Origin of the sequence: Streptomyces sp. NPDC086519, from assembly GCF_040686075.1 — a bacterium.
Classification (GTDB): domain Bacteria; phylum Actinomycetota; class Actinomycetes; order Streptomycetales; family Streptomycetaceae; genus Streptomyces; species Streptomyces shenzhenensis.
Genome location: NZ_JBFBJL010000036.1, coordinates 1 through 26,840, shown reverse-complemented (window position 1 = coordinate 26,840; position 26,840 = coordinate 1). Strand labels below are relative to the sequence as shown.

25 protein-coding genes, 1 tRNA gene and 1 pseudogene are annotated in these 26,840 nt (G+C 71.0%); 18 read left to right on the top strand and 9 right to left on the bottom strand.

What is annotated here, in order from left to right; all coding sequences use genetic code 11:
• The first annotated feature begins 349 nt into the window (after positions 1-349).
• From AB0P24_RS29600 to AB0P24_RS29585, 4 genes are all read left to right on the top strand, one after another.
• Positions 350-799, top strand: a complete 450-nt coding sequence (locus AB0P24_RS29600; protein ID WP_365799257.1) for an ATP-binding protein — start codon at positions 350-352, stop codon at positions 797-799.
• Positions 800-837: 38 nt separating this feature from the next.
• Positions 838-1,410, top strand: coding sequence for a GNAT family protein (locus AB0P24_RS29595; protein WP_365799255.1), 573 nt, complete (start codon positions 838-840; stop codon positions 1,408-1,410).
• A 99-nt stretch (positions 1,411-1,509) separates the two neighbouring features.
• Complete coding sequence (locus tag AB0P24_RS29590; protein ID WP_365799253.1) at positions 1,510-2,490, top strand: intradiol ring-cleavage dioxygenase; 981 nt, start codon at positions 1,510-1,512, stop codon at positions 2,488-2,490.
• A gap of 10 nt (positions 2,491-2,500) precedes the next feature.
• Positions 2,501-3,322, top strand: coding sequence for a triphosphoribosyl-dephospho-CoA synthase (locus tag AB0P24_RS29585; protein ID WP_365799251.1), 822 nt, complete (start codon positions 2,501-2,503; stop codon positions 3,320-3,322).
• 131 nt (positions 3,323-3,453) lie between these two features.
• On the opposite strand, the gene AB0P24_RS29580 is transcribed toward AB0P24_RS29585, so the two are convergent.
• Positions 3,454-4,923, bottom strand: coding sequence for an aminopeptidase P family protein (locus AB0P24_RS29580; protein ID WP_365799249.1), 1,470 nt, complete (start codon positions 4,921-4,923; stop codon positions 3,454-3,456).
• A 167-nt stretch (positions 4,924-5,090) separates the two neighbouring features.
• On the bottom strand, positions 5,091-6,476 hold the full coding sequence (locus AB0P24_RS29575) for a PP2C family protein-serine/threonine phosphatase (RefSeq protein WP_365799247.1): 1,386 nt from the start codon (positions 6,474-6,476) through the stop codon (positions 5,091-5,093).
• Positions 6,477-7,122: 646 nt separating this feature from the next.
• On the opposite strand from AB0P24_RS29575, the gene AB0P24_RS29570 reads away from it, so the two are divergent.
• Both AB0P24_RS29570 and AB0P24_RS29565 read left to right on the top strand, forming a co-directional pair.
• Positions 7,123-7,797 (top strand): bifunctional DNA primase/polymerase, encoded by a 675-nt coding sequence (locus AB0P24_RS29570; protein ID WP_365799245.1) that lies wholly within the window; start codon positions 7,123-7,125, stop codon positions 7,795-7,797.
• A gap of 54 nt (positions 7,798-7,851) precedes the next feature.
• Positions 7,852-8,361 (top strand): annotated as a pseudogene (locus AB0P24_RS29565) (hypothetical protein); the annotation flags it as partial.
• Between the two features lie 369 nt (positions 8,362-8,730).
• Here AB0P24_RS29565 and AB0P24_RS29560 read toward each other — a convergent pair.
• The 3 genes from AB0P24_RS29560 to AB0P24_RS29550 form a co-directional block, all read right to left on the bottom strand.
• Positions 8,731-9,696 carry a DUF5926 family protein gene (locus AB0P24_RS29560; protein WP_365799243.1) on the bottom strand — a complete coding sequence of 322 codons (966 nt, stop codon included), beginning with the start codon at positions 9,694-9,696 and terminating at the stop codon, positions 8,731-8,733.
• 348 nt (positions 9,697-10,044) lie between these two features.
• Positions 10,045-10,683: an ATP-binding protein gene (locus tag AB0P24_RS29555; RefSeq protein WP_365799241.1), complete on the bottom strand. Its 639-nt coding sequence runs from the start codon at positions 10,681-10,683 to the stop codon at positions 10,045-10,047.
• A gap of 200 nt (positions 10,684-10,883) precedes the next feature.
• Positions 10,884-11,738: a glycerophosphodiester phosphodiesterase gene (locus tag AB0P24_RS29550; protein WP_365799239.1), complete on the bottom strand. Its 855-nt coding sequence runs from the start codon at positions 11,736-11,738 to the stop codon at positions 10,884-10,886.
• Positions 11,739-11,995: 257 nt separating this feature from the next.
• Here AB0P24_RS29550 and AB0P24_RS29545 point away from each other — a divergent pair, with 257 nt between their 5' ends.
• Both AB0P24_RS29545 and AB0P24_RS29540 read left to right on the top strand, forming a co-directional pair.
• Positions 11,996-13,468: a trypsin-like peptidase domain-containing protein gene (locus AB0P24_RS29545; protein ID WP_365799237.1), complete on the top strand. Its 1,473-nt coding sequence runs from the start codon at positions 11,996-11,998 to the stop codon at positions 13,466-13,468.
• 60 nt (positions 13,469-13,528) lie between these two features.
• Positions 13,529-13,613, top strand: a tRNA-Ser gene (locus AB0P24_RS29540).
• A gap of 262 nt (positions 13,614-13,875) precedes the next feature.
• On the opposite strand, the gene AB0P24_RS29535 is transcribed toward AB0P24_RS29540, so the two are convergent.
• From AB0P24_RS29535 to AB0P24_RS29525, 3 genes are all read right to left on the bottom strand, one after another.
• Entirely contained in the window at positions 13,876-14,070 is a 195-nt protein-coding gene (locus tag AB0P24_RS29535) for a hypothetical protein (protein ID WP_365799235.1), read from the bottom strand.
• Positions 14,071-14,393: 323 nt separating this feature from the next.
• Positions 14,394-14,525: a hypothetical protein gene (locus tag AB0P24_RS29530; RefSeq protein WP_365799233.1), complete on the bottom strand. Its 132-nt coding sequence runs from the start codon at positions 14,523-14,525 to the stop codon at positions 14,394-14,396.
• Positions 14,526-14,660: 135 nt separating this feature from the next.
• Positions 14,661-15,476, bottom strand: a complete 816-nt coding sequence (locus AB0P24_RS29525) for a winged helix-turn-helix domain-containing protein (protein ID WP_365799231.1) — start codon at positions 15,474-15,476, stop codon at positions 14,661-14,663.
• A 312-nt stretch (positions 15,477-15,788) separates the two neighbouring features.
• On the opposite strand from AB0P24_RS29525, the gene AB0P24_RS29520 reads away from it, so the two are divergent.
• Both AB0P24_RS29520 and AB0P24_RS29515 read left to right on the top strand, forming a co-directional pair.
• Positions 15,789-16,184, top strand: coding sequence for a hypothetical protein (locus AB0P24_RS29520; protein WP_365799229.1), 396 nt, complete (start codon positions 15,789-15,791; stop codon positions 16,182-16,184).
• Positions 16,185-16,401: 217 nt separating this feature from the next.
• Positions 16,402-17,280, top strand: a complete 879-nt coding sequence (locus AB0P24_RS29515; protein WP_365799227.1) for a GNAT family N-acetyltransferase — start codon at positions 16,402-16,404, stop codon at positions 17,278-17,280.
• Between the two features lie 209 nt (positions 17,281-17,489).
• Here the strand turns inward: AB0P24_RS29515 and AB0P24_RS29510 are convergent, their stop codons facing one another.
• Positions 17,490-18,365, bottom strand: a complete 876-nt coding sequence (locus AB0P24_RS29510) for a bifunctional DNA primase/polymerase (protein WP_365799225.1) — start codon at positions 18,363-18,365, stop codon at positions 17,490-17,492.
• 371 nt (positions 18,366-18,736) lie between these two features.
• On the opposite strand from AB0P24_RS29510, the gene AB0P24_RS29505 reads away from it, so the two are divergent.
• From AB0P24_RS29505 to AB0P24_RS29470, 8 genes are all read left to right on the top strand, one after another.
• A complete protein-coding gene (locus AB0P24_RS29505; protein WP_365799223.1) occupies positions 18,737-19,054 on the top strand; it encodes a hypothetical protein in 318 nt (105 codons plus the stop codon).
• 251 nt (positions 19,055-19,305) lie between these two features.
• Positions 19,306-20,493 carry an acyl-CoA dehydrogenase family protein gene (locus tag AB0P24_RS29500; RefSeq protein ID WP_365799221.1) on the top strand — a complete coding sequence of 396 codons (1,188 nt, stop codon included), beginning with the start codon at positions 19,306-19,308 and terminating at the stop codon, positions 20,491-20,493.
• Complete coding sequence (locus AB0P24_RS29495) at positions 20,471-21,421, top strand: OB-fold domain-containing protein (protein WP_365799219.1); 951 nt, start codon at positions 20,471-20,473, stop codon at positions 21,419-21,421. The genes AB0P24_RS29500 and AB0P24_RS29495 overlap by 23 nt, the downstream gene beginning before the upstream one ends.
• Before the next feature lies 1 nt (position 21,422).
• Positions 21,423-22,556, top strand: a complete 1,134-nt coding sequence (locus tag AB0P24_RS29490) for an acyl-CoA dehydrogenase family protein (protein ID WP_365799217.1) — start codon at positions 21,423-21,425, stop codon at positions 22,554-22,556.
• A 16-nt stretch (positions 22,557-22,572) separates the two neighbouring features.
• Positions 22,573-23,016, top strand: coding sequence for a MaoC family dehydratase (locus tag AB0P24_RS29485; protein ID WP_365799215.1), 444 nt, complete (start codon positions 22,573-22,575; stop codon positions 23,014-23,016).
• Positions 23,013-24,179: a lipid-transfer protein gene (locus tag AB0P24_RS29480; protein WP_365799213.1), complete on the top strand. Its 1,167-nt coding sequence runs from the start codon at positions 23,013-23,015 to the stop codon at positions 24,177-24,179. The genes AB0P24_RS29485 and AB0P24_RS29480 overlap by 4 nt, the downstream gene beginning before the upstream one ends.
• A gap of 216 nt (positions 24,180-24,395) precedes the next feature.
• The gene (locus tag AB0P24_RS29475; protein ID WP_365799211.1) at positions 24,396-24,965 is read left to right on the top strand and encodes a SigE family RNA polymerase sigma factor; all 570 of its coding nucleotides are present in this window, start codon (positions 24,396-24,398) and stop codon (positions 24,963-24,965) included.
• Positions 24,966-25,099: 134 nt separating this feature from the next.
• Positions 25,100-26,755 (top strand): long-chain fatty acid--CoA ligase, encoded by a 1,656-nt coding sequence (locus AB0P24_RS29470; RefSeq protein WP_365799209.1) that lies wholly within the window; start codon positions 25,100-25,102, stop codon positions 26,753-26,755.
• Positions 26,756-26,840 lie beyond the last annotated feature (85 nt).

Sequence of the window (26,840 nt, the reverse complement as noted above, 5' to 3'; positions counted from 1 at the left end):
TCATCGCACTGGACCCGCGCCCGCTTGACGTCAGGTCCGGAAGATTCCGTTACGTGCGGAAACGCTGGACCGCGCTGGACCGCGCTGGACCGCGCTGGACCGCGCTGGACCGCGCTGGACCGCGCTGAACGGCGCTGAACGACGGGGAACCGACGGCGGCAAGACGCGACAGGAGGTGTTCGAGAGGAAGAACCGAAAGATCATTCTTGCCCCGAACCACCCGCTCATACACCGAAACCTCCCACCGCGCATCCCCCGGATGGGCGTTCTCACATGAACGGAGTGCTTACACCCGCGCACGGGTGGCAATAGGTATCGGTATGTCGAGCCGCGGCCAGGAGGCTGGAGCATGAGCATCTGGTGGTCACTCCATCTGCGGCGTGAGGCCGCGAGCGTGCCGCTCGCCCGTCGGCTGCTGATCGGCACGATGGAGACGGCGGGCGTCGACCCCGACATCTCCTACGACCTCTCCGTGGCCCTCAGCGAGGCCTGCGCGAACGCCGTCGAGCACGGCGGGGCGGGCCGTACCTCGGAGGCGTACCGGGTCACCGCCTACCTGGACGGTGAGAAGTGCCGTATCGAGGTGGCCGATTCGGGGCCGGGGCTCGGTCCGGGGTTCGCCCGCACCCAGGACATAAGACCCGTCCGTCCCGACGCCGAGCACGGAAGAGGCCTCTGTCTCATCAGAGAACTCGCGGATCACGTCCACATCGGCAACAAGCCGGGCCGGGGCGGCACCGTGGTCAGCTTCGACAAGATTCTCAAGTGGAAGAAAGATCCTTCCCTGCTTTCGGCATGACCCTCGCTCCCGCATAACACCCGCGCTAGTGTGCGCGCATGATTCTCAGAAAGATTAAAGAAAGCCTGCTCATCCCGGGTGTGATATTGCGTCCGATTGCCGTCGGCGATGCCGGGGCGCTGTGCACCGCATACGTCGGCAGCCGAGGCCATCTCGAACCCTGGGAACCGGTCAGACCGGAGTCCTTCTTCACCGTCGAGGGCCAGACCGAGCGCATCGAAGGCCTGCTGGGACAGGCCGCCGACGGACTTCTGGCCCCCTGGATCATGGAGTCGGCCGACGGGCGGATCGTCGGGGCGATCACCCTTTCCGGAATTTCCCTGGGCCCTTTCTGTAGTTCCTACGTCGGCTATTGGGTGGCCGCTGATCAGCAGGGCCGCGGTCTGGCCACCGCCGCTCTGGAGCGGGTCTGCGAGATCGCCAGGGATGTCGTGGGACTTCACCGGATCGAGGCGTCCACCCTGATCGAGAACACGACCTCCCAGCGCGTGCTGAAGAAATGCGGGTTCGAGACGATCGGCGATGCGCCGCAGTATCTGCACATCAATGGAGAATGGCGGGACAGCCGGCTGTTCCAGCGGATCCTGCACGACCGCGCGCCGGCTCTGTGACCAGTGGCTTCCCGACTGGTTCAGCTTCCTGGGCGTTCACAGGCTGTCGCCAGCTCCCGCCCATGGCCCTGACAAACGAGGTTCCTAGCTTCGTCGGCCATGACGGGAAACCACAAGAACACGTCGATCACCCGCCGCCGTGCCCTCGCGGTCTCCGGCGGCACGGTGGCGGCCGGCGGCCTCGCGGTCGCCGGCTTCCAGTCGGCCTTCGCCGACACGACCGACACCGGCACCGACGCGACCGGCACCGACGCGACCGGCACCGGCACCGAAGCGGATGCCACCGCGACCGCGAGTTCGGCCGGCGGTGCGTGCATGACGCTGATGAGCAGCGTCACGGAAGGGCCGTACTACCTCGATGGTGCCTTGGTGCGCAAGGACATCACCGAGGGCAAGGCCGGCGTCCCGCTGACCCTGCGCCTGACCGTCGTGGACGCCACCGACGGCTGCACCCCGGTCAGGGGCGCGGCGGTCGAGATCTGGCACTGCGACGCCTGGGGCTACTACTCCGGCTACACCACCGCCAACCCCGGCGGCTCCGCCCCCGCGGAGAGCGAGGAGGGCGACTCCGCCGACGACAACACCTACCTGCGCGGCTACCAGATCGCCAATGCCAACGGGGTCGTCAAGTTCGAGACGATCTTCCCGGGCTGGTACACCCCGCGCACCTGCCACATCCACGTGAAGGTGCACACGGGCGGCGAGAAGGAGGACGGCACCTACGAGGGCGGCAAGGTCAACTACACCGGCCAGCTGTTCTTCGCCGACGACATCGCCGAGGAGATCTTCGCCCTTGCGCCCTACTCGAGGCACACCGGTGACTACACCGTCCTCGCCAAGGACATGGTGTACGACGGCGGAGGCGCCTCCAGCGGTCTGCTCACCCTGGAGGCCGTGCACAAGAAGGACCCCTCGAAGGGCTACAAGGGTTTCCTGACCCTCGCCGTCGACCCGGACGCCGAGAACACGGGCGCCGGCAGCGGTGGCGGCGGCACGCCTCCCGGTGACACGCCGACGGGCACGCCGCCGAGCGACGCTCCCGGCGACAGCGCCTCCCCGTCGGCCTCCGCCTCCTCGTAAAGTAAGGGACATGACAAGCCGCGAGGACGAGGCGCTGGCACAGGCCGCCGTGACCGCGCTCACCGGTCAGCTGGCACTGGCTCCCAAGCCGGGCCTGCCCGACCCGCGTGACCTGGACGCCCGCAGTACGCGCCAAGAGCACGACAGTCTGCGCTGGTCGGCCAGGGCGCTGGCGCCCGGCCTCGCGGCGATGGCCGCCTCCGCCCGCCGTACCGGCGAGGCCACGCCCGCACTGCGGGCGGAACTGGGCGCGATCGGCCGGTGCACCGAGCACTCGGTCGGCCTGGCCGGCGGCGGCCACAGGGGCGCCCTGTGGGCCCTCGGCTTCCTGGTCGCCGCGGCCGCCCTGGACCCCCGCGCCAAGGCCCGCGAGATCGCCGCGAACGCACGGAAGATCGCCGCGTTCAACGACAAGGGCGCCCCCAGACGCCCCTCCCGGGGCTCGTCGATCTCCGTCAAGTACGGCGCGGCCGGCGCCCGGGGCGAGGCGAGGGCCGGATTCCCGCACGTACGCAGGGCGTTGGACGCGCTGGCGACAGCCCGCAAGGCCGGCGCCACCGAGAACCAGGCGCGCCTCGACGCGTTACTGACAGTGATGTCCACCCTTCAGGACACCGAACTCCTCTACACGGCGGGCCCGTTGGGCCTGCGTCAGGTGCAGGCGGGGGCGCGGGCGGTGCTGGAGGCGGGTGGCACCGCGACTCAGGCGGGTGCGACGGCACTCCGCACCCTGGACACGGACCTGTACGAAAAGGGCTGGAGCCCACGCGGTAGCGCGGGCCTGCTGGCCGGCGCACTGTTCCTGGACGGGCTCTCCGGAGCGCCCCTTTAGGAGCGCGGGGCTGTATTCGACGTGCGGCTACCGCCGCGTGGGCGCGACCAGCCACCCATTCCCCACGGAACTCACCCGCAGAACGCGACGATGGCCGGGCACCCCCTCGGTGCCCGGCCATGTCACATCCGTCAGCTCTTGAGCGAAGCCATCCACGCCTCGACCTCGTCCGACCGCCGAGGCAGCCCCGCGCTGAGGTTCCGGTTCCCGTCGGCCGTCACCAGGATGTCGTCCTCGATCCGGACACCGATCCCCCGGTACTCCTCCGGCACGGTGAGGTCGTCGGCCTGGAAGTACAGCCCCGGCTCGACGGTGAGCACCATCCCCGCCTCCAGGACACCCTCCACGTACGTCTCGGTCCGCGCGGCAGCGCAGTCGTGGACGTCGAGCCCGAGCATGTGCCCCGTCCCGTGCAGCGTCCACCGGCGCTGTAGCCCGAGCTCCAGCACCCGCTCCACCGGCCCCTCCACGAGCCCCCACTCGACGAGCCGCTCGGCCAGCACCCGCTGCGCGGCATCGTGGAAGTCGCGGTACTTGGCGCCCGGCTGTACCGCCGCGATCCCGGCTTCCTGGGCGTCGTACACGGCGTCGTAGATCTTCTTCTGGATCTCGCTGTACGTGCCGCTGACCGGCAGCGTGCGCGTGACGTCGGCGGTGTACAGGCTGTGCGTCTCGACGCCGGCGTCGAGAAGGAGCAGGTCGCCGGAGCGCACCGGGCCGTCGTTGCGCACCCAGTGCAGCGTGCAGGCGTGCGGTCCGGCCGCGCAGATGGAGCCGTAGCCGACGTCGTTGCCCTCGACCCGCGCGCGCAGGAAGAACGTGCCCTCGATGTAGCGCTCGCTCGTGGCCTCGGCCTTGTCGAGCACCTTCACGACGTCCTCGAAGCCGCGGACCGTGGAGTCGACGGCCTTCTGCAGCTCGCCGATCTCCCACTCGTCCTTGACCAGCCGCGCCTCGGAGAGGAAGACGCGCAGCTCCTCGTCGCGCTCGGCGGTGACCTTGTCGGTCAGCGCGGCCTGGATGCCCGCGTCGTACCCGCGGACGACCCGCACCGGACCGGTGGCCTCGCGCAGCCTGCCGGCGAGCTCGCGGACGTCGGCGGCGGGGATGCCGTAGAGCGCCTCGGACTCGGTCAGGGAGTGCCTGCGGCCGACCCACAGCTCGCCCTGTCCGGAGAGCCAGAACTCGCCGTTCTCGCGGTCGGAGCGGGGCAGCAGGTAGACGGTGGCTTCATGGCCGTCGTCCTTCGGCTCCAGGACGAGTACGCCGTCCTCCGTCTGGTTGCCGGTGAGGTAGACGTACTCGACCGACGCCCGGAACGGGTACTCCGTGTCGTTGGAGCGGGTCTTCAGGTTGCCGGCCGGGATCACCAGGCGCTCGCCCGGGAAGCGGGCGGACAGCTCGGCACGGCGGCGGGCGGTGTGCCCGGCCTGCTCGACGGGCTTGAGATCACGCAGCTCCGTGTCGGCCCAGCCGGACTTCATGCTCTCGGCGAGCTCGTCGGACACGCCCGGGTACAGGCCGTTCTTGCGCTGCTTGATCGGCTCTTCCGACTCGGTCTCCGGGGTCTCCGGAGTTTCCGGGGTGAGCTCGTCGGACACGGTCATCCTCCTCGACACTGCAGTGGGTGTCGTCCATCGTACGGTCGTACGGAACGGCGCCCCATGGACTGGGGTCCACAGCCGTGTGAGGCGTCTCGGCCTCCGTCTTCCGGCTCCGTCTTCCGGCTCTCCTCCTGACCGACCGGCGACTCCTTCTGACTGACCGGTCAGTCGAACCGGGCCGCCAGCAGAACCACGTCTTCCTCGCTGTCGGCCTCGTCCAGGCCGTCCGGCAGCATCGTGCGCAGGACGTGGTCGGCGATCGCCCCGGGGTCGTGGCGCAGCGCGCGCGGGATGCTCGCGGCGGCCGCGTGCAGCCGGGCGAAGGCGCGGTCCATGGGGTCGCCGGTGCGGTGCAGCAGCCCGTCGGTGTAGAGGAGAACGGTTTCCCCGGCTTCCGCCTCGATCTCCACGCAGGGCGCCTCCCAGCAGGCGAGCATGCCGAGCGGCGCGGACACGGAGGTCTCCGCGAACTCGGTGCGGTGCTCCCCGATCAGCAGCGGCGGGCTGTGGCCGGCGCCGGCCAGGGTGACCTTGCGCGGCGCGGGCTCGCAGTAGGCGAACAGGGCGGTGGCGGAGCGGGCCGGTTCGGTCAGCCGCAGCAGCAGTTCCAGGTCGGAGAGGACCGCGACCGGGTCCTCGCCCTCCATCACGGCGTACGCCCGCAGGGAGGCGCGCAGCCGTCCCATCGCGGCGACCGCGCTGGGACCGGAGCCGGTGACCGAGCCGACGGCGAGGCCGAGGGCGGCGTCGGGCAGCGGCAGCGCGTCGTACCAGTCGCCGCCGCCGCGCGGGCCGGTGCGGTGCCGGGCGGCGAGCTGGACGCCGGCCACCCGGGGCAGCCGGGAGGGGAGCAGTTCCTCGGTGATGGTCGTCATGCACGCGCGCGTGCGCTCCACTTCCAGCAGCCGGGCCAGGTGTTCGGCCGCGTACTGGATGTAGCGGCCGATGAGGTGGCGCTGCCGCTCGTGCGGCTGGGCAGGCTCGTCGTACAGCCAGGCGACCGCGCCGAGGCGGTCGGCCGCGGCGGTGGCGAGGGGGAGTGCGTAGCTGGCGGCGTAGCCGAGGCGGGCGGCGACCTCGCGGTGGCGCGGGTCGAGGCCGTCCTCGGCGAACAGGTCGGGGTGCACGATCTCGGCGGTGGTACCGCTGTCGTACGGCAGCGCGCCGCGCGGGACGGTCTCCAGGTGGCCGAGGTCCGCGCGGCCGAGGCCGAGGCCGAGCGTGTGGTGCGGGCCGAGTCCGTCGGCGGGCTCCAGCGCCACGAGACCGCGCCGGGCGCCCACGAGGGCGGCACCGGCGCACAGCAGTTCTTGGAGGGCCGGCTCCAGCGTGCCGGTCCGGGCGAGCCGTTCGGTCAGTTCGTGGAGGGTGGTGAGGTCGGAGACCCAGCCGGCCAGCCGGTCCTGGAGGAGGGTGCCGGGTGCCGGGGCGGGCGGGGTCTTCGGGACGGGAGGTGCGGTCGGGGCGGGGGGAACCGGCGCGACAGTGTGGGCGGGAGTGGGGATCGTTGGATCGATTCCAGCCACTTTCGGAGGGTGCGGGGCGTTCATCGCGTCCGGCTTTCAGACCTGTGCGTATTGCTCAAAAGCATCGCAAACCCCCATGTCCTTCTGCGCCGCTAGCAGTGTCTCCACATGTACACGCACTCGTGAGGAGATGTCCAGCATTGTCCTGCCGGGATTCCTGGTGTCCGTGGGCCTCTTGGGGTCTTCCTGAGGTGTTCGTCCGGACTGCTTGCGCAATGGCAAAGTTGGCTTAAAACTGACTCGGGCAGCGGTTCACTGCGGTCGACTGGCCTTGCTCCACGGAGCGTCACAGCGGTCGTGATGGGTACCTACTCGGAGAAGGCCAGGGGTGGTTGGGGGAGCACCCGGAACCTGGCGGCGGACCCGGGCGTCTTAACCACCGACGACCGTGCCCCATCCTCCCGTGGCGGAGGCGGAGAGAAACACTCGGAACGGCAAAACGCCAGACTTCGCCACCCCACGCCGTGGCCGTGCTTTTGATAGACGCAGTACGAGCAGTACGACGCAGTTCTTGTGAACGCGGGCGCGGCCTCCGCTCGACCTCCAGGGGTTCCCCTTGCCCAGGGCAGGGGTGTGATGCGCCAACAGGTACGCACAGTGAAGTGATCGACACATGGTGTGATGTGGTCCACGGTGTTGCCAGCGGTGCAACGGAAAGGAACGAGCGCTCATGCGCGAGATCCTCGGAAGGCGACGCAGGCTCCTGTCCAAGCGGAACGACAAGGGGCCTGACTTTCTCGGCGCGGCCCTGACCTTCGCGACGGAATGGCAGTGGCCCGTACTCCCGGGTGTGGCTCCCGACCCCCAGGGACGGGCCCGGTGCGCGTGTCCCGACCCGGAGTGCACGGTGCCCGGTGCCCACCCCTTCGACCCCGGCCTGCTCGCCGCCACCACCGACGAGCGCATGGTCCGCTGGTGGTGGGGCAACCGGCCGACGGCCCCGATCGTCCTCGCCACCGGAGCCTCCGGTGGAAAGGCACCCTGCGCGGTGAGCCTGCCGGCCCTGGCCGCCTCCCGCGCCCTCACCCTCCTCGACCGCCGCGGCATGCGCCTCGGCCCGGTGGTCGCGGCGCCCACCCGCTGGGCGCTGCTCGTCAAGCCGTACTCCATGGAGCAGTTGGGCGAGCTGCTCTACGCCCAGGACTTCGTCCCCGGCTCGCTCCGCTTCCACGGTGAGGGCGGCTACCTCGCCCTGCCGCCCTCCGAGACCGGCCAGGGCGCCATCCGCTGGGAGCGGGCCCCGCTGCCCGGTTCGGCCAAACCCTGGGTGCCCGACGTGGAGGCCGTGGTGGACGCCGTGGTCGACGCCCTCACCCGTACGGGTGTGAGCGCGCCCGAGTTGTAAGGGTGTCGGGCGCGACAACCCCGCTTGCCGCGTCCGTCTCGTTACCCTCCGCACATGAACGTGCGTCTACTCGCCCTCGCGGGCGTCATGGTGTGCGCGGTCGCGCTGCCGCTGACCGTGGCGTCCGCAGGACAGGTGGGCGATGCCGTACACCACGCCCGGCAGGACGACGAGAAGCTGCCGGAACCGGTCCGGTCCCCGCTGGTGCTCGGCCTGGGCCTGGCCACAGCCGCCCGCTGCGGTCCCGAACTCACCTCGCCCGACGGCGTCGAGGCGCAGACCTGTGTGATGGCCCAGGGCGCGGACACCTGGGCGCGCACCTACTACCGCAACGCCACCGGGGCGGCCCTGGAGGGCGTGCTCAGCCTCCTGGGCCCGCACGGCCGCACCGTGCAGACGCACTGCCCCGCGGACGCCGACGACGAGCCCGCCACCTGCGAGACGCCCCGGGAGCGCACCCGGAGCACCCTGGACGCCTACACGGCCGTCACGGAGTTCGCGGCACGCGACGGCGACGGACCTCTGCTGCTGCGCTCCGCGAGCAACTCGGGGGACGATTCCGGGGACGGCTCGGGGGTCGCATCGCGGAGCACGTCGGGGGCCGCGACGGGGAGTGCCCCCGAGGGAGCCTCCGGGGACCTGTTCGCGGACAACTCCCAGCAGGAAGACCCGAGTTGACGAACCGCTCGGTCCCTACACCGGACGCGGGCATGAAAGGGCCCGGTTGCTGGCGACGGGGGATGCACCAGCAACCGGGCTACTGAGACGGTAACAAGAGATCGCCGGTTCGCAAATTCGATCTCGGCTATTCAGACACGTATTTGCTTGCCGTGTAGGGAAGTTGTGACAGGAGTCACCCGATGCTACGGGCCTGACGCGGCTGACCGACCGGTCAGCCGCGCCCCTGCGTCCACGCTGATCGACAAGCGATCGTCAGCTGAGCGTGACCTGTCGGTTGGTCAGCCCGCCGCGGGCCCGCCGCTCGTCCGCCGTGAGCGGTGCCTCCGAGGCCAGGGCGGTCGCGAGCCGCTCGGCGAACTCGGCGGCCGGCTTCTCGATGTCCTCCGCGCCGACCCCGCTCGGCAGGTCCCAGACCGGCACGGTGAGACCGTGCGCACGGAAGGAACCGACCAGCCGGGTCCCCTCGCCGAGGCTGGACCGGCCCGCCGCGTGCAGCCGGGCGAGAGCGTCCAGAAGCTGCTCCTCGGGATACGGCATGACCCACCGCAGATGGTTCTTCTCGGGCGTCTCGCACCAGTAGGCGGAGTCGACGCCGGTCAGCTTCACCGTCGGGATGGCCGCCGCGTTGGCCCGCTCCAGGGAGGCGGCCACGTCCGGGCTGGCGTTCGCCGCGTCCTGCACCCAGAACTCGAAGCCGTCGTGCACAACTGGCTCGAACGGGCCCTTCGGGTCGAGCAGGTCCTGCAACCGCGGGCTGCCGGCGGGGGCGCGGCGGCCCTGCACCGGGGTGCCCGGTTCGGCGGCCAGGGCGCGCTGGAGGGTGTCGGCGAGGTCGCGGCTGATGTCGCCGGACGCCGTGTCGTTCTGCAGGCCGAGCAGGACCGAGCCGTCGTCGCGGCGCAGCGCCGGCCACGCCATCGGCAGCACCGTGGCGAGCGTGACCGAGGGGACGCCCTCGGGCAGACCGTCCTTCAGGGTCAGCTCGACCGTGGCGGCCGGGACCAGCTCGCGCATCGCCACCCAGTCGCCCTCGCCGGCCAGCCCCTCGAACGGGCGGTGCACCAGCTCGGTCACCGCGTGCGCCGCGGCCCGGCCGTGGCACGCCTTGTAGCGGCGGCCGCTGCCGCAGGGGCAGGGCTCACGGGCACCGACGACCGGGATCTCTCCATCGCCGAGCTGCGGCCGTGTGGCCGTCGTCTGGGGTCGCTTCTTGGCCATCTGGGTGTCTCCCGGTTACGGCTCGTCTCGTACGGCGGGAGCCTAGCCGTTCCCGCCCTGAGGCACGGGAACCTGTGGACGACGGCGCCGACACGGGGCGTACGGCCGTGTCCCTGTGGACGGAGCCGACGCCGCGTACCCGGGCGGTCCCTGCCGCCGGAAGCCGCCGGCAGGGGGCCGCCGGGAGCCGCCGGAGGCGCGGGAGTCGCCGGAAGCTTCCGGCGAGTCGCTGGAAAGCCGTCCGAAGCTTTCGCGAGTCGCCGGAAGCCGCCGGAAGCCGTCCGAAGCTTTCGCCAGGCGCCGGAAGTCGTCCGAAGTCGTGGAGAGTCCGGGAAGTACTCCGAAGGCTCAGTCCAGGTCGTCGAACGCGTCCGTCAAGTCCAGGCCCGGCAGTTCCGGGACCGAGGGCGCCATGACGCGCGTGGCGAAGGTGCCGCGGTGGTCCCGGGTGCCGGGATCGCTCGCGTCCCGGTGGATCACGACCCAGACGGTCACCTCGCCCCGGGCGTCGTCGCGGACCCCCCAGTCGTCGGCCAGGGCCGTGATGATGTTCAGCCCGCGGCCGCCGTGTGCCGTGACCGACGGGGTCATGGGGGCCGGGCGGGTCGGGCCGCCGCCGTCCGTCACCTCGACGATCAGGCGGCCGCGGCTGTCCACCCGCCAGGCGGCCCGGACGTCGCCGTCCCCGGCCAGTGCGTCGCCCAAGGGGCGGCCGTGTTTGCAGGCATTGCTCAAAAGTTCGGAAAGGATCAGTACGGCATCGTCGATGACCGATTCCGATAGACCACCCGTGCGCAACTGCTCGCGCATGCGCTGTCTCGCCTTCCCCACGCCCGCAGGGCCATGGGGTACGGCCATGCTCGACGACGTGGGCACCTCCTGTGCCACCACCAACGCCACCCCCGAGACCTCCTTCGCCCCACGCCACGGTGTGGATGCCCCATCGGCCTGAACCGGAAACCGGCCAGTCAATGTCCGGTGACGCATTCGCAACCAACGAATACGTGCCGAACGCGCCGGAGCACCCCCTGTGACGGGCCGTCGCCCTATTCCCCCGGATACGGCTTCAGATAAGGCTTCGTATGGCTTGATTTCGATGGTGTGGCCGAGAAGTGAGGATGCTGTGAGCGGGCTTTCGGGTCAAGAGGTACGACGTGTCCTTACTTGACTCTTTATCTGATCCCTGGTCAGGACAGGTCCGGATCCCCCGTCCCGCACCGCCCCAGCCGGCGCAGCACCGCCGCCGGCCGGTTGGTGATGATCGCGTCGATGCCGAGTTCCACGCAGAGGTCCACGTCCTCCGGCTCGTTCACCGTCCACACGTGCACCTGGTGGCCGTTCCGCTTCAACCGCTCGACATAGGCCGGGTGATTGCGCACGATCCGGATCGAGGGGCCCGCGATCCGGACGCCGGCCGGCAGCCGCCCGTCGCGCAGCCGGGGCGAGAGGAACTGCAGCAGGTAGACCGTCGGCAGCGTCGGCGAGGCCGCCCGGACCCGGGCGAGCGACCGCGCGGAGAAGCTCATGACCCGCACCGGCGACTCGGCGGGGGCGGCCGGGGCGTCCAGGCCGAACCGCTTGAGCAGGACCAGCAGCCGCTCCTCGACCTGCCCCGCCCACCGCGTGGGGTGCTTGGTCTCGATCGCCAGCTCCACCCGCCGCCCGGCGTCCGCGACCAGCTCCAGCAGCCGCTCCAGGGTCAGTACGGAGGTGTCGGCGCGGTCCTCGGGCCGGAACTCCCAGTCGGGCTCCTCGTCCCGTCCGCGCCAGGCCGAGCCCTTCCGCCACGCGCCGAAGTCCAGGGCGGAGAGGTCGGCGAGCTCCAGGGCCGAGACGGCACCCCGCCCGTTGGACGTACGGTTGACCCGTCGGTCGTGGACGCACACCAGGTGGCCGTCGGCGGTCAGGCGTACGTCGCACTCCAGGGCGTCGGCGCCGTCCTCGATGGCCTTCTTGTACGCGGCCAGAGTGTGCTCGGGGGCGTCCTCGGAGGCCCCGCGGTGCGCGACGACCTGGATGCGATGCTGTGGTGCATGGGTCACCGCGACATGGTGCCACCGAGCGGGGGTGTCTGGGGGCACCATGGATGCCAGTAAAGAGAACTTTTGTCGGATAGACCCTATATAAAGATTGTCCGTGTACCCACAGCCACCGCTTATGGTGCTCTGACGCCCTGTGGGAAAAGCTGACGGCATACAAAAGCACATGCACAGCCGAATCGCGCCGGACCGACAGCAAGCGTGAAAGAGCGTGACCGAGTGCGACCGAGAAGAAAAGCCGTGGACCGAGGAGAGAAGCTGTGAGCACCGAGAACGAGGGCAACCCGGTACCTCCGGCCCCATCGGCACCTCCCGTGCCGCCGGCGTCTCCCGCCACCTCGCCGCAGGCAGCCGCGCCCGACGGCGGGGAAGCACCGACCACCCCGATCCCGCCGGCGCCCCAGGCTCCCGGCGTACCAGCGGGTGACCCTTACGGCACCGCACCACAGGCCCCCGACAGCTCCTGGCCGCCCCCGCCCCCCGTGACCCCCTCCTACGCGGACCCCGGCGCGGGTGCCGGCACCGGCTGGGGCTCGTCGTACGACCAGCAGCACCAGTACCAGCAGCACCAGCCGTTCCAGCAGCCGCAGCACGCGCCGAAGAAGGGCAGCGGGCGCGGCGGTCTGATCGCCGCCGTCCTGGTGGCCGCACTGGTCGCGGGTGGCCTCGGCGGCGGCCTCGGCTACACGCTGGCGAAGAACAACGACGACAGCGGCTCGACGACCATCTCCGCGTCCTCCGACACCGGCGCCACCCAGGTCAAGCGTGCCGCCGGCACCATCGCGGCGGTCGCCGCCAGGTCGCTGCCCAGCACGGTCACCATCGAGTCCGAGTCGACCAGCGGCGAGGGCGGCACCGGCACCGGCTTCGTCTTCGACAAGCAGGGCCACATCATCACCAACAACCACGTGGTCGCCGACTCCCTCGACGGCGGCAAGCTGACCGCCACGTTCCCGAGCGGCAAGAAGTACGACGCCGAGGTCGTGGGCCACGCGCAGGGCTACGACGTCGCGGTCATCAAGCTCAAGAACCCGCCGTCGGACCTTCAGCCGCTCGCCCTGGGCGACTCCGACAAGGTGGCCGTCGGCGACGAGACGATCGCGATCGGCGCACCCTTCGGCCTGTCCAACACCGTCACCACGGGCATCATCAGCGCCAAGAACCGCCCGGTCGCCTCCAGCGACGGCAGCTCCACCAGCAAGGCGTCCTACATGAGCGCCTTGCAGACCGACGCCTCCATCAACCCGGGCAACTCCGGCGGGCCGCTGCTCGACGCCTCCGGCGCGGTGATCGGCATCAACTCCGCGATCCAGTCCGCGTCCAGCGGAGGCCTGGGCAGCAGCGGGCAGTCGGGTTCGATCGGCCTCGGCTTCGCCATCCCGATCAACCAGGCCAAGTACGTGGCCCAGCAGCTGATCAAGACCGGCAAGCCGGTCTACGCGAAGATCGGCGCGTCGGTGTCGCTGGAGGACAGCGCCTCCGGCGCCCAGATCACCGACTCCGGTTCGAGCGGCTCCGCCGCGGTGGAGCCGGGCGGCCCCGCGGACAAGGCGGGCCTCAAGCCCGGCGACGTCATCACCAAGCTGGACGGCTCGGTGATCGACAGCGGCCCGACCCTGATCGGCGAGATCTGGACCCACAAGCCCGGCGACAAGGTCGAGATCACCTACAAGCGCGGCGGCTCGGAACACACGGTCACCGTCACCCTCGGCTCCCGCGTCGGCGACAACTGACCAGCACACGCCCGCACGAACCGGTTACTCTGTTCCCCGCGCCGACCTCCGTCGGCGCGGGGTGGGTTGCCCGAGCGGCCTAAGGGAACGGTCTTGAAAACCGTCGTGGCGAGAGTCACCGTGGGTTCAAATCCCACACCCACCGCATGACGTGAACGGCCCCTGACCAGGCAAGACGGTCGGGGGCCGTCGCCGTGCGTGCTCCGGGCACGGAAGGGGCATGGCCTGAGGGAGCTGTCGTCAGTGCGGCGGCCTCGCCCCCGGCGGCTCTCGTCGGCTGGGCTCCCCACGTGCGTGGCGGAACAGGCCGGCTTCACGTCGGCCGAAGCGGAGTTATGAGACGGACGGCGGGACCGCTGCGGTTCCCTGACTCGGGTAGCTGCGTCGTCAGCGTCTGCGGCGGGCCGTCACGTGTTGCTGCGCGGCCGGAAGAAGCGACGCCCAGACCGGATGGCGAGGACCACCACCGTGACGGCCAGTACGAAGTTGAGCGCATCAACGATCTCGACGACAGGGTGGGGCGCGTGCAGCAGGCCTGGCACCCTGGCGCCGATCATTCCCAGACCCATGAGGAGGGGGAGCCATGCCCAGAGGTAACGCATGCCCGGATCGGGTTTGTCTCCCTTCGAAATCCTGGCTCGCTCCCACCAGCGGCTACCGAGACTCCCGAGAACCAGTGCGCACCCCATCGCGACTACGGACCAGTCCATGAACCGCAGCATCACGTCTCCCTCGGTCAGGGAGGATCTTCCTCTTGGGGGTGATGGCACACAAGAGGCGTCGCGCCGACCCGGCGGATACGAGGGCGGCCGGCGCGAACAACCGCTTCAGGAGTTCGTTCTCCCCGCGGCACCATCGGGGAGCCACCTGGCTACGCCGGCCATGCCGGACGGCCTCGGACCGCTGACGTCCGGCGCCGTTGACGTCACTCGTGGATGCCGACCTCGTCACCGAAGACGGACAGGTTGATGCCGGTGCCCGAGTGGCTGAGGTCTCGCGACTCCTGCTCGTACTCCGTGATGCCCAGTTTGCCCAGCAGTACCTGGGCCTGCGGCACTATGTGGTCTCAAGCGCTCCGCCGCGTCGGCCGCGCGGGTTGGCGTGTGGCACGTCCGCCGGGTGCCGTGCCGTGCCGTGCCGTGCCGCGTCCTTACGGCTGTGCTGCTGGGGGCGGTCTGGGGGCAGCGGTCGGTCAGGGTGCGGCGTGCTGTTTCAGGAGGGCGGCGCCGAGGGGGGTGAGGGTGTGCAGGACCGTGTTGGCGTGCCGGTGGCTGGTGATGAGGCCGGCGTCGCGCAGCACGGCTGTGTGGTGGCTGGCCGTGGTGGCGGTGACCCCGGAGCGGCGTGCGGCCTCGCCGGTGGTGGCGCTGGTGGCGGTGGCCCGCAGGATCGCGGTTCGCGTGGTGCCGAGCAGGGCTTGCAGCGCCCGCAGGGTGTGCAGAGGTGCGTCGTCCGCCGGCGGGGGTGCGGTGAGCCGGTGGTGGAGCGGATAGACCAGTACCGGGGGCAGCCCCGGGTCGGCCAGGGCGATCGGGGTCTTCCAGCAGAAGTAGGAGGGGATGAGGAGGAGCCCGCGGCCGTCGAGATGGACGTCGCGTTCGTCGGGGTAGGACCCGATCTCAAGGACCGGAGGCCGCCAGCGGACCGCGGGCGCCAGGTTCGCGAGTAGCTCCTCGATGCCGGTACGGAAGAGGGCGCCCGAGAGTCGTACCCGCTCCGCGTACAGGTGGGCGTGAAAGGTTTCCTCAAGCGGGGTGATCACGGTGTCGTGGTAGGCGCGCAGGACGCGAACCACCTGGCCGCGTGTCTCGCCCTCGGCGAGCCGGTGGACCCAGGAGGGGGCGCCGACGGTCTGCGCGAGCAGCGCGGTCTCCCTCGCCACCTGGGCGGCGGGCGTGGACAGGAGGGCGTCGAGGCCGGCGTCGAGGCCGTCCTGTCCCGCCGACGGGGTGAGGAAGTCGGGGAAGTAGCTGGCGCGCGGGAAGAGCGGCAGCAGAACGGATCTCACTTCGCGGCCGAGGTCCGTTCCGCGCAGTGTGGATACGGCGTCGCGGTGCCAGGCGGCATAGGCCCAGCGCCCGTCACGGGTCTGGAAACGGTGCAGGCTGGCGGCTATTTCCCAAAGTGCGTGAGGTCCGTCCGCCATTCTGACCCTGGTCAGGTCTTCCGGCGCGAAATGAAAGCGGAGCATCCTTTTCCCCCTGTGGTCATGGGCTCCGGCCTGCGATGTGTCAGCAGGTTCGTAGGAGCATGACAGCGAAAGAGGGGGCCGGGAACATGAGTTCACGCCAGTCGAAAAGCAATGGGGACAGGGGGAATCATGTACATCCGTTCACGAGCCGTAAGAATTCTGGCGATCACCGCACTGACCGCCGGCGGACTGACCGCCGCCGGCACGGCTACGGCGACGGCGGCACCCTCCGCCGCCGAGTCCTGCTACGGCAGCGCGAAGGGCTACTCCACCGACTCCAACAACTGGTGGCCCCAGGGTTCCGCCTGGGCCTACACCACCTCCAACTGCGCCGACATCAACGTCAAGCCCAGCAGCGGCGTCTACGTGAAGACGTGTTTCGCCCCCACGAGCGGTGACTCCTACTGCAACTCCTACCGCTGGATCGCCGCCGGAACCTGGGGACTGGCGGCCACCGACGTCAATGACGGCACCAAGTTCTTCCTGCAGTTCGACCGGTCCAGCAGCGGGAGCGTCGCCTACTGACGGCCGATCCTGCGCCGCATTTGTGCAGCGGACGCAGCGGACACAACTGACGCGGCGCACGCGGTGCAGGCAGTGCAGGCAGTGCAGGCAGTGGAGTTCGAGGTGTGCGGGCAGCGGGGTGGTTCCTGTTTTGGAAAACCCCGACTGCCCGCACGGCCTTTTGCTCTTTACGTGTGCGGTCCGGATGTACGCCGTCGGAATGGGAAAGGTATCGGGCATGCGTTCAGCCGACTGGTACCTGACCGAGGACGTCGACGACTTCCTCGCCCGGGCCGGGGACTTCCTGCGCTCGCGTCCCGGCCTGCACGTCATGCAGTTGACGTGGGCCGAGAGAGTGCGGGCGCGTGGGGCGGAGGCGTTCGGCGCCGGCGTTCCCGTCTTCGGCGTTCTGGAGGAAGCCGGTGAGGCCCGCGCCACCTTCTACCGCCTCCCGCCCCGTGGCTTCGGTCTCTCCCCCCTCACCCCCGAGCAGGCCGACTCCCTCGCCACCAGGCTGGCCGCCCTCGGCCACTCCGTCCCCTCCGTCAGCGCGGACCACGGCACGGCCACCGCGTTCGCCGAAGCCTGGCAGCGGCACACCGGCGCGACGCCCCGACTCCGTGACACACGGTTGCGTCTCTACCGCCTCGGTACGCTCACCCCACCCGACCCGCTGCCGGCGGGCCACGGCCGCGTCCTGGGCGGGCAGGACCTCGAACAGGCCATGTTCTGGTGCGCCGAGTTCGCCAGGGCCGTCGGGGAGGACGTCACCATCGACGCCGGCACGTGGGCCGGCACCCGTTTCGCCGACAAGGACTACACACTCTGGGAGACCCCTGACGGCACACCCGTGTCCGTCGCGGGCCTTAACCCGATGATCGGCGGCCAGATCCAGGTGGACGTCGTCTACACCCCGTCCCACCTGCGCGGCCGCGGCTACGCGGGTGCCGTGACGGCGGAGGTGAGCCGGGCCGCGCTGGCCGCGGGCGCACGGGACGTCGTCCTGTTCGCCGACCTGTCCAACCCGACCAGCAACGCCCTCTACCAGCGCCTCGGATACGCCGGTCTCGCCGACTGGGATGTGTACGACTTCCCAGCCGCGGCGGCTGCCGGGTAGCCGAGGAGAGCCGGAGGCGCCGGAGACCGATCGGGCGGCCGGAGGCGAGGACGACGCGGGTCAGGGGCATGAGCGGCAGGCCAGGGGGCGGGCGACCAGGAGTGTTCGGTTTGCAGGGGTGGTAGTCGGCCGTGTTTCACGGGTGGTGGCCGGCCATGTTTCACGGGTGGTGGCCGGCCATGGTTTGACGGGTGGTGGGCGGTCATGTTTCAGGGGCGGTGGCCGGTCATGCGGGCCGCCGACGCGATGGTCGCGCGGGCCTCGTGTTCCGTCAGGCCGGTGTGGACCGCCGCGTCTATCAGGGGGGCTCGCAGGGCTCGGCCGATGCCGTTCTCGTAGGCGCGGCAGGCCGCCCAGAAGAGGCGGGTGTTGCGCTGGCCCTCGTGGGCGGAGAGGACGAACTGGACCAGGCCCTGGCCGCGGTTGCCGACCGAGGGGTGGGTCGCGGGGTGGGGCGCGCGCGGGGGCGGGAGCAGGAGGCGTAGGAGGGACGGAGGGCAGGGCGCGGGGACCAGGTGCTCGGTGCCGGGGGCCGTGGCGTAGACGCCGTGTTCGGTGCGGGAGCCGGGGCCGACCAGGTAGCCGCCGGCGCCCCGGATGTCGATGCCGGGGGCGAGCCGCCCGGCCGAGTTGGGGACGACGGAGTCCGGCGGCCCGGTCAGCCAGAGGTGGCGGCCGCCGCTCGGGGTGAGGATGACGACCGTCGGCGGGATGGTGAACAGGTGCCGCAGGGCCAGTTCGCGCAGGGCGGCCGTGGCGTCCGTACCGGACTTCACGTCGAGGTCGACGCCGATGAGGCGGTGCGGGGGCAGCCCGCAGGCGATGCCGTAGCCGGTCGCCCAGGGCGCCGCGGCGAACAGTTCGCGGATGCGGGCCGGGTCGGTGGTGGCGTCGTACACCCCGTGGCCTGGGCGGCCGCACTCGCCGTGGCAGGGCGGCAGCGCGGGCTCGGGGTCGTGGCGGTGTGGGGAGCGCAGGGCCGGGAGTTTGGTCCGGGACAGGGGGATGACGGCCAGGCCGCGCTCGGCGGCTGACAGGGCGTGTGCGAGGGCCAGCGTCGTGGCCTGCCGATCGGTGGTGGCCATGACTCCATGTTCGTACGTGCGTTCGAAAAAGGGAAGAGGGGGCCGGTGTGACACGCCGGGGGCGCGCAGGGCCGGTGGCTTCGTCGCAGAGCGGGGCTGGAACGTTTTTTCCCTTGAGGGGCCTGGAGGGGGTGAGTGTCCTGAGTGGTGGCGACTGGTCACGAAATCGATCAAAGATGGCGAAAGGGGTTTATCGACTTGTCATCACGCTTGAGGACGAATAGCGGCTTCCGGGATGGTTCGCCGGGGATTCGGTGGGCAACTCTGGTCTCGCGACGTCGACGACAACCACCGGGACGGTCGGCCAACTGCCCCGGAAAAAGCCTTACTTGACGTATTTCCGGCACAGCCGGGCTCTGAGAGGAAACAACATGGCAAGCATCCGTACCGCCCGCGTTCTCGCCGCCGTCTCGGCGCTTCCGCTCGCCGCCGCCCTTTTTGCCGGTGTCGCGGCCGCGGACAACGGTGCGATCGCGGACGACGGATCGAGCGCCAACGCCGGCACGGCGGGCGTCATCGGCAGCGGCGTCGGCCACGACAACAACGGCAACTCCTCCACCACCCAGCAGAACGCGGTGGGCAACGGCGCCTCGAACCAGAGCAGCACCGCTCAGGTCAAGGGCTCCGCGGGGACTGCGATCCAGCAGGGCAACGACAACGTCGCCGTCCGCTTCGCCCGGCTGTGGTAGGCCCCGTCTGAGCCCTGGTGGGGTGCGGGGTGCGGGGTGTGGTCTGTGGGGATGGGGGGGGCAGTGCGTCCGCGCGGCGGTGCTTCGGCATCGCCGCGTAGGCGTTCTCCGGCCCTCGCCGCCCCCGCGCTTCCCCCTCTCCGCTCCCTCTCCGCTCCCTCGCCGCCCCTCCGGCAGGCCCTCGCTGTCAGCCCCTCCGCCGACCCGTTCGACCTTGACACCGAGCCATATCTGACGGACAGTCAGAAACCATGCATCTGGCTCCCACCGAACGCCAGCAACGGCTGCGCGCCGAACTCCGTGCCTACTTCCGGAGCTTGATCCCGACGCCCGCCCCCGAGGACCCCGCCGAACGCCGTGCCCTGCTGCGTCGTATCGGCGCGGACGGCCTGCTCGGCCTCGGCTGGCCCGTCGAGTACGGCGGTCAGGGCCGGGGCGCCGACGAACAGTTCGTGTTCTTCGACGAGGCGTACCGGGCCGGCGCCCCCGTCTCGATGGTCACCCTGAACACGGTCGGACCGACGCTGATGAAGTACGGCAGCCCGGAGCAGAAGGCCCGCTTCCTGCCCGGCATCCTCCGCGGCGACCTCGTCTTCGCCATCGGCTACAGCGAACCCTCCGCCGGCACCGACCTGGCCTCGCTGCGCACCCGGGCGGTACGGGACGGCGACGGCTGGCGGATCGACGGGCAGAAGATCTTCACCTCGGGCGCCCAGCACGCCGACTGGATCTGGCTGGCCTGCCGCACCGACCCCGAGGCGCCCAGGCACCGCGGGATCTCGATCCTCCTCGTCCCCACGGACGCGCCAGGGTTCTCCTGGACGCCGATCGAGACGGTGGGGGGCCAGGTCACCACGGCGACGTACTACGACGGCGTCCGCGTGCCCGTCGGCAACCTGGTCGGCACCGAGCACGACGGGTGGTCGCTCATCACCAACCAGCTCAACCACGAGCGGGTCGCCCTCGCCGCGACCGGTATGCAGGCCGAGGACTTCTACGCGGACGCGCTCACCGCCGCCCGCACCCCCGATCCGGTGACGGGGCGACGCCGTGTTGACGAGCCCTGGGTGCGATTTCGGCTGGCCGAGGCACATGCCCGGCTGGCGGCGAATCGCCTGCTCAGCTGGCGTCTGGTGGGGGACGCCGGGGCGGGCCGGGTGGCCCCCGCGGAGGCCAGCGGGGTGAAGTTCGCGGGAACGGAATCGGCAGTCGCGACGTATCGCATGTGTCAGGAGATCGTCGGCGAGGCGGCATTGGTCCGGTCCGGATCGCCGGGGGCGTTCGGGGACGGCGAGCTGGAGCGGCTCAACAGGGCGGCGCAGATCAACACGTTCGGGGGCGGGGTGAGCGAGGTGCAGCGGGAGATCGTCGCGACGATGCGGCTCGGGATGCGCAGGACAGGAAGGGGTGGCGACCGTGGCAGTGGCAGGGGGGAGTGAGGAGCCGGGGGCGCGGCCGGGGACGGATGATCTCGGAGCGCGGCTCAGGGTGTACGAGGGGCAGCCGGCGGCCCGCGCGGGCATCGGCAAGGACCCGGTCAACCTGCCCATGATCCGGCACTGGTGCGAGGCGATGGGCGACACCAACCCGGCGTACGAGGGGCCGGACGCCGTCGCCCCGCCCACCATGCTCCAGGCCTGGACGATGGGCGGCCTCTCCGGGCACACCGCCCGCACGGGCGCCTACGACGAGATGCTCGCCCTCCTCGACAAGGCGGGCTGCACCTCGATCGTCGCCACCGACTGCGAGCAGGAGTACCTCAGGCCCCTGCGGCCGGGCGACGAGGTCGCCTTCGACACGGTGATCGAGTCGGTGTCCGGGCGCAAGACCACCAAGCTGGGCACGGGGTACTTCGTCACGACCCGCACGGACGTCCGCGTCGGTCCCGAACTCGTCGGCACCCACCGCTTCCGCGTCCTCAAGTACGCGCCGAGCGGCCGGAAACGCAAGCCGCCGCCGCGCCCCCGCCCGGTGGTCAACCGGGACAACGCCGCCTTCTGGGAGGGCGTGGCCGAGGAGCGCCTCCTCATCCAGCGGTGCGCGGACTGCGGCGTCCTGCGCCACCCCTGGCTGCCGGGCTGCAACGCCTGCGGTTCCCTCGACTGGGACACGGTCGAGTCGTCCGGCGAGGGCACGGTCTGCTCGTACGTCGTGATGCACCACCCGCCCTTCCCGGCCTTCGCCCCTCCGTACGCGGTCGGCCTGATCGAACTCGCCGAGGGCGTGCGGATGGTGAGCAACGTGGTGGGGGTGCCGTACGACAAGGTGCGGATCGGGCTGCCGGTACGGGTGGAGTTCCGCCGGTACGACGATGACGGCGGGGCGTTGACCCTGCCCGTCTTCCGGGTCCTGGACGGGGAGGCATGACATGGACTTCACGCCCACCGAAGCCCAGGCCGAGGCCCGTGACCTGGCCGCCCGGATCTTCGCCGACCTCGCCACCCATGAGCGGCTGCGGGCCGCCGGCACCGGCAGCGACCCGGAGCTGTGGAAGGCACTCACCGCGGCCGGGCTGGTGGCCGCGGTGGCGGAGCTGGGGTTGCTGGGGCTGGTGCTGCTTCTCGAAGAACAGGGGCGCACCACGGCGCAGGTGCCGTATGCGGCGAGCTGTGTGTACGGGCAGCTGGCGATCGCCGCGCACGGCACGGGCGAACAACGGGAGCGGCTGCTGCCGGGGATCGGGGACGGCTCGGTGGTGGTGACCGGCGCGTTTCCGGCACAGACATCGGTACGGCCTTCCTCGCACGGCGGGTCGGTACGGCCTTCCTCGTACGGCGGGTCGGTACGGCCTTCCTCGCACGGCGGGGCCGTACGCCCCTCTTCGCACGGCGGTTTGAGCGGCACCGTGCCTGTCGTCCCGTGGCTGCGCGACGCCACGCACGTCCTGGTCGCCGATGCCGAACGAAGGCTGTGGCTGGTGCCGATCGGCGAGGGCACCGGCATCGAGGAGGTCGAGCTGACCGCGCCCTGGTCGGCAGGGCGGCTCACCCTCGAAGAGGCCCCCGCCGAGCCCCTCGGTACCGGCCCCGGCCCCGGCCTCGGCTCCGACCCCGGCGCCTACGCCGACGTCCTGGCCACCGCCCGCACCGCCTTCGCCGGACTCCAGGCGGGCGTCTGCGCGGGCTCCCTCGCCCGCGCCGTGGCCCACACCAACGCCCGCGAGCAGTTCGGGCGCCCCCTCGCCACCCGGCAGGGCGTCCAGCTCCGTGCCGCCGACGCCCACATGGACACCGAGGCGATACGGGTGACGGCGTACGAGGCGGCCTGGCGGCGGGACGCCGGGCTGCCGTACGCCACGCACGCGCTGACCGCGGCCTGGTGGGCGTCCGAGGCCGGGCAGCGGGTCGTGCACACGGGCCAGCATCTGCACGGCGGGGCGGGCGCCGACGTCGACCACCCGGTGCACCGGCACTTCCTGTGGGGCCGGCAACTGGACGCGTATCTGGGCAGCGGGGGCGAAGTGCTGCAGGAACTGGGGGAGTTGATCGCGAGTGGGAGCTGAGACGACACGGCCGGGCGTGGGCACCGAGCTGCCGGCTCTGGAGATTCCGATCACGCGGACGCTGATCGTGGCGGGGGCGATCGCGTCCCGGGACTACCAGGACGTGCACCACGACGCCGAACTGGCCCGCCACAAGGGCTCGCCGGACATCTTCATGAACATCCTGACGACGAACGGCCTGGTCGGCCGGTACATCACCGACTGCTTCGGTCCGGCGGCACAGCTCCGCAAGGCCGCCATCCGCCTGGGCGCGCCCAACTATCCCGGAGACACGATGGTGTTGACCGGGCGGATCGAGGAGATGGACGACGAGACCCGCACGGCGACCGTCCGCGTGGTGGGCGCCAACGGCATCGGGAACCACGTGACCGGCACGGTGACCGTCGTCCTCGCCGAAAGCACCGAGGACAGGGGCAGCGTCACCGTCACCGTCACCGTCACCGACGAGGTGGACTCATGAGCGTGCGGAGCCGGGACTCGCTCGGCGGGCGGGCGGCGATCGTGGGGATCGGGGCGACCGAGTTCTCCAAGGACTCGGGGCGCAGCGAGCTGCGGCTGGCGGCGGAGGCGGTGCGGGCCGCGCTGGACGACGCCGGGCTGACTCCGGCGGACGTGGACGGGATGGTGACGTTCACGATGGACACCAGCCCGGAGATCACCGTGGCGCAGGCCTGCGGGATCGGCGAGCTGTCCTTCTTCTCCCGCGTCCACTACGGCGGCGGCGCGGCCTGCGCCACCGTCCAGCAGGCGGCCCTCGCCGTGGCGGCCGGGATCGCCGAGGTGGTGGTCTGCTACCGCGCCTTCAACGAGAGGTCGGGCCGCCGCTTCGGCTCGGGCGTGCAGCACCGGGAGCCGTCGGCGGAGGGCGTGGCGCTCGGCTGGGTCCTGCCGTTCGGGCTGCTCACCCCGGCGTCGTGGGTGGCGATGGCGGCGCAGCGCTACCTGCACACGTACGGGCTGACCCCGGAGGCGTTCGGGCACGTGGCGGTGACGGACCGCGGATACGCGGCGACGAACCCGGCCGCCTACTTCCACGGCCGCCCCATCACCCTCGCGGACCACGCGGCCTCCCGCTGGATCGTCGAGCCGCTCCGTCTCCTGGACTGCTGCCAGGAGTCGGACGGCGGCCAGGCCCTCGTCGTCACCTCGGTGGAGCGGGCACGTGATCTGCCGCATCCGCCGGCCGTGATCGCGGCGGCCGCGCAGGGCGCCGGCCGGGCCCAGGAGCAGATGACCAGCTTCTACCGGGACGACCTGACCGGGCTGCCGGAGATGGGTGTGGTGGCCCGCCAGCTGTGGCGCACCAGCGGTCTCGCCCCGGCCGACATCGACGTGGGGATCCTGTACGACCACTTCACCCCGTTCGTGCTGATGCAGCTGGAGGAGTTCGGGTTCTGCGGGCGCGGGGAGGCGGCGGACTTCGTGGCCGAGGCGCGGCTGCCGCTGAACACACACGGGGGACAGCTCGGGGAGGCGTACCTGCACGGGATGAACGGGGTGGCGGAGGCGGTGCGTCAACTGCGCGGCACGGCCGTGAACCCGATACCCGGGGCGGACCGGGTCCTGGTCACCGCGGGCACGGGCGTACCGACGTCCGGACTGGTCCTGACCTCGGACGGGTGAGGTCTCCCGCCTCGGACGAGTGAGCTCTCCTGACCTCGGGCAGGTGAGGTCGCGCCCACTCTTCCGCTCCCCCTCAGGGGTAAACCCGCAGCGGTTCCGCACCCGTACTCCACCTTCAGGAGGTGTAGGCAGCCCCACCCCTACAACCTGAGGGGGACCCCGCTTCGGGACCTGCGGCCGATCCGCCCTGACATCGCTCGCTCATAGCGTGGAGCCATGACCACACCCGTCTGCACCAGCGCTTCGGACGCCGCTGTCTCGGCGAGGCAGACCCGCGCACACACCCGCCCGTACCCGTCGTTCGCGTCGTACGTCAGGGCCCGCCAGCCCATCCTGCTGCGCACCGCCCGCTCGCTGACCGCGAACCCGAGCGACGCCGAGGATCTTCTGCAGACCGCGCTCGCCAAGACGTACGCGGCCTGGGAGCGGATCGAGGACCACCGGGCGCTCGACGGCTATGTGCGCCGGGCGCTGCTGAACACGCGGACCTCGCAGTGGCGCAAGCGCCGGGTCGACGAGTTCGTCTGCGACGAGATGCCCGAGCCTGAGCCGACGGGTGGCGAGGACGATCCGGCCGAGCGGCAGGCGCTGCACGACGCGATGTGGCAGGCGATCATGAAACTGCCCGCGCGGCAGCGGGCGATGGTCGTGCTGCGGTACTACGAGGACCTGAGCGAGGTGCAGACGGCCGAGGTGCTCGGGGTGTCGGTGGGCACGGTGAAGTCGGCCGTGTCGCGTGCGCTCGGCAAGCTGCGCGAGGACCCTGAGCTGGACCTCGCGCGATAGCGGCCGGGGCGGTGGCCGGAGCGGTCGGACAGGCTTTGTTGGCTTTCTCCTAGTGACATACCGAGTGGTATGTGCGCAGAATCAGCGCAGCCCCTTTACCACCGAGTAGGCAATGTCGCCCCCGGGAGGACTCCGTGCTGAGCACCATGCAGGACGTACCGCTGCTGATCTCAAGGATCCTGACCCACGGGTCGAGGGTTCACGGCGCGTCGCAGGTCACCACCTGGACGGGCGACGGCGAGCCGCACCGCCGCAGCTTCGCCGAGATCGGCGACCGGGCCGCCCGGCTGGCGCACGCCCTGCGGGACGACCTCGGGGTCCGGGGAGACGACCGGGTGGCCACCCTGATGTGGAACAACGCGGAACACGTCGAGGCGTACTTCGCGGTTCCCTCCATGGGCGCGGTCCTGCACACCCTCAACCTGCGCCTGCCCGCCGAGCAGTTGGTCTGGATCGTCAACCACGCGGCGGACAAGGTCATCGTCGTCAACGGCTCGCTGATCCCGATGATCGCGCCGCTGCTGGCCAAGCTGCCGACCGTCGAGCACATCGTGGTCTGCGGCCCGGGCGACCGTTCCCCCCTCGCCGGCGCGACCGCGGCCGTACACGAGTACGAGGAGCTCATCGCCGACAAGCCGGCCGACTACGACTGGCCCGAGCTCGACGAACGCCAGGCCGCCGCCATGTGCTACACCTCCGGCACCACCGGCGACCCGAAGGGCGTGGTGTACAGCCACCGTTCGATCTACCTGCACTCCATGCAGGTCAACATGGCCCAGTCGATGGGCCTGACCGACCAGGACACCTCCCTGGTCGTCGTACCGCAGTTCCACGTCAACGCCTGGGGCCTGCCGCACGCCACCTTCATGACCGGCGTCAACCTGCTGATGCCGGACCGTTTCCTCCAGCCCGCCCCGCTCGCCGAGATGATCGAGCGCGAGCGACCCACGCACGCGGCCGCGGTCCCCACCATCTGGCAGGGCCTGCTCGGCGAACTCACCGCCCGCCCCCGGGACGTCTCCTCGCTCACCCAGGTCACCATCGGCGGCGCCGCCTGCCCGCCCTCCCTCATGACGGCCTTCGACAAGCTGGGCATGCGGGTCTGCCATGCCTGGGGCATGACCGAGACCTCCCCGCTCGGCACCATCGCCCGCCCGCCGGCCCATGCGGTCGGTACGGACGAGGAGTTCGCGTACCGCCTCACCCAGGGCCGCTTCCCGGCGAGTGTCGAGGCCCGGCTCAGCGGCCCGGCCGGCGAGCGCCTGCCCTGGGACGGCGAGTCGGCGGGCGAACTGGAGGTGCGCGGCCCCTGGATCGCGGGCGCCTACTACAACGGCCCCGACGCCGAGCCCCTGCGCCCCGCCGACAAGTTCAGCGAGGACGGCTGGCTGAAGACCGGTGACGTCGGCACCATCTCCCCCGACGGCTTCCTCACCCTCACCGACCGTGCGAAGGACGTCATCAAGTCCGGCGGCGAGTGGATCTCCTCGGTCGAACTGGAGAACGCGCTGATGTCCCACCCGGACGTCGCCGAGGCCGCGGTCGTGGCCGTGCCGGACGAGAAGTGGGGCGAGCGCCCGCTGGCCACGGTCGTCCTGCGTGAGGGCTCCACGGCCACCTTCGAGACCCTGCGCGTCTTCCTCGCCGAGGAAGGCAAGATCGCCAAGTGGCAGCTCCCCGAACGCTGGACGGTCATCGAGTCGGTGCCGAAGACCAGCGTCGGCAAGTTCGACAAGAAGGTACTCAGGAAGCAGTACGCCGCCGGGGAACTGGACGTCACCAGCCTGTAGGCGCCGTCATGTGAACGCCCCTGAGCGGGGCGCGGGGAACTGCCGGGGGGGGGGCCCCCCGCGGTGTGTGGGGAGGGCGCGCCGG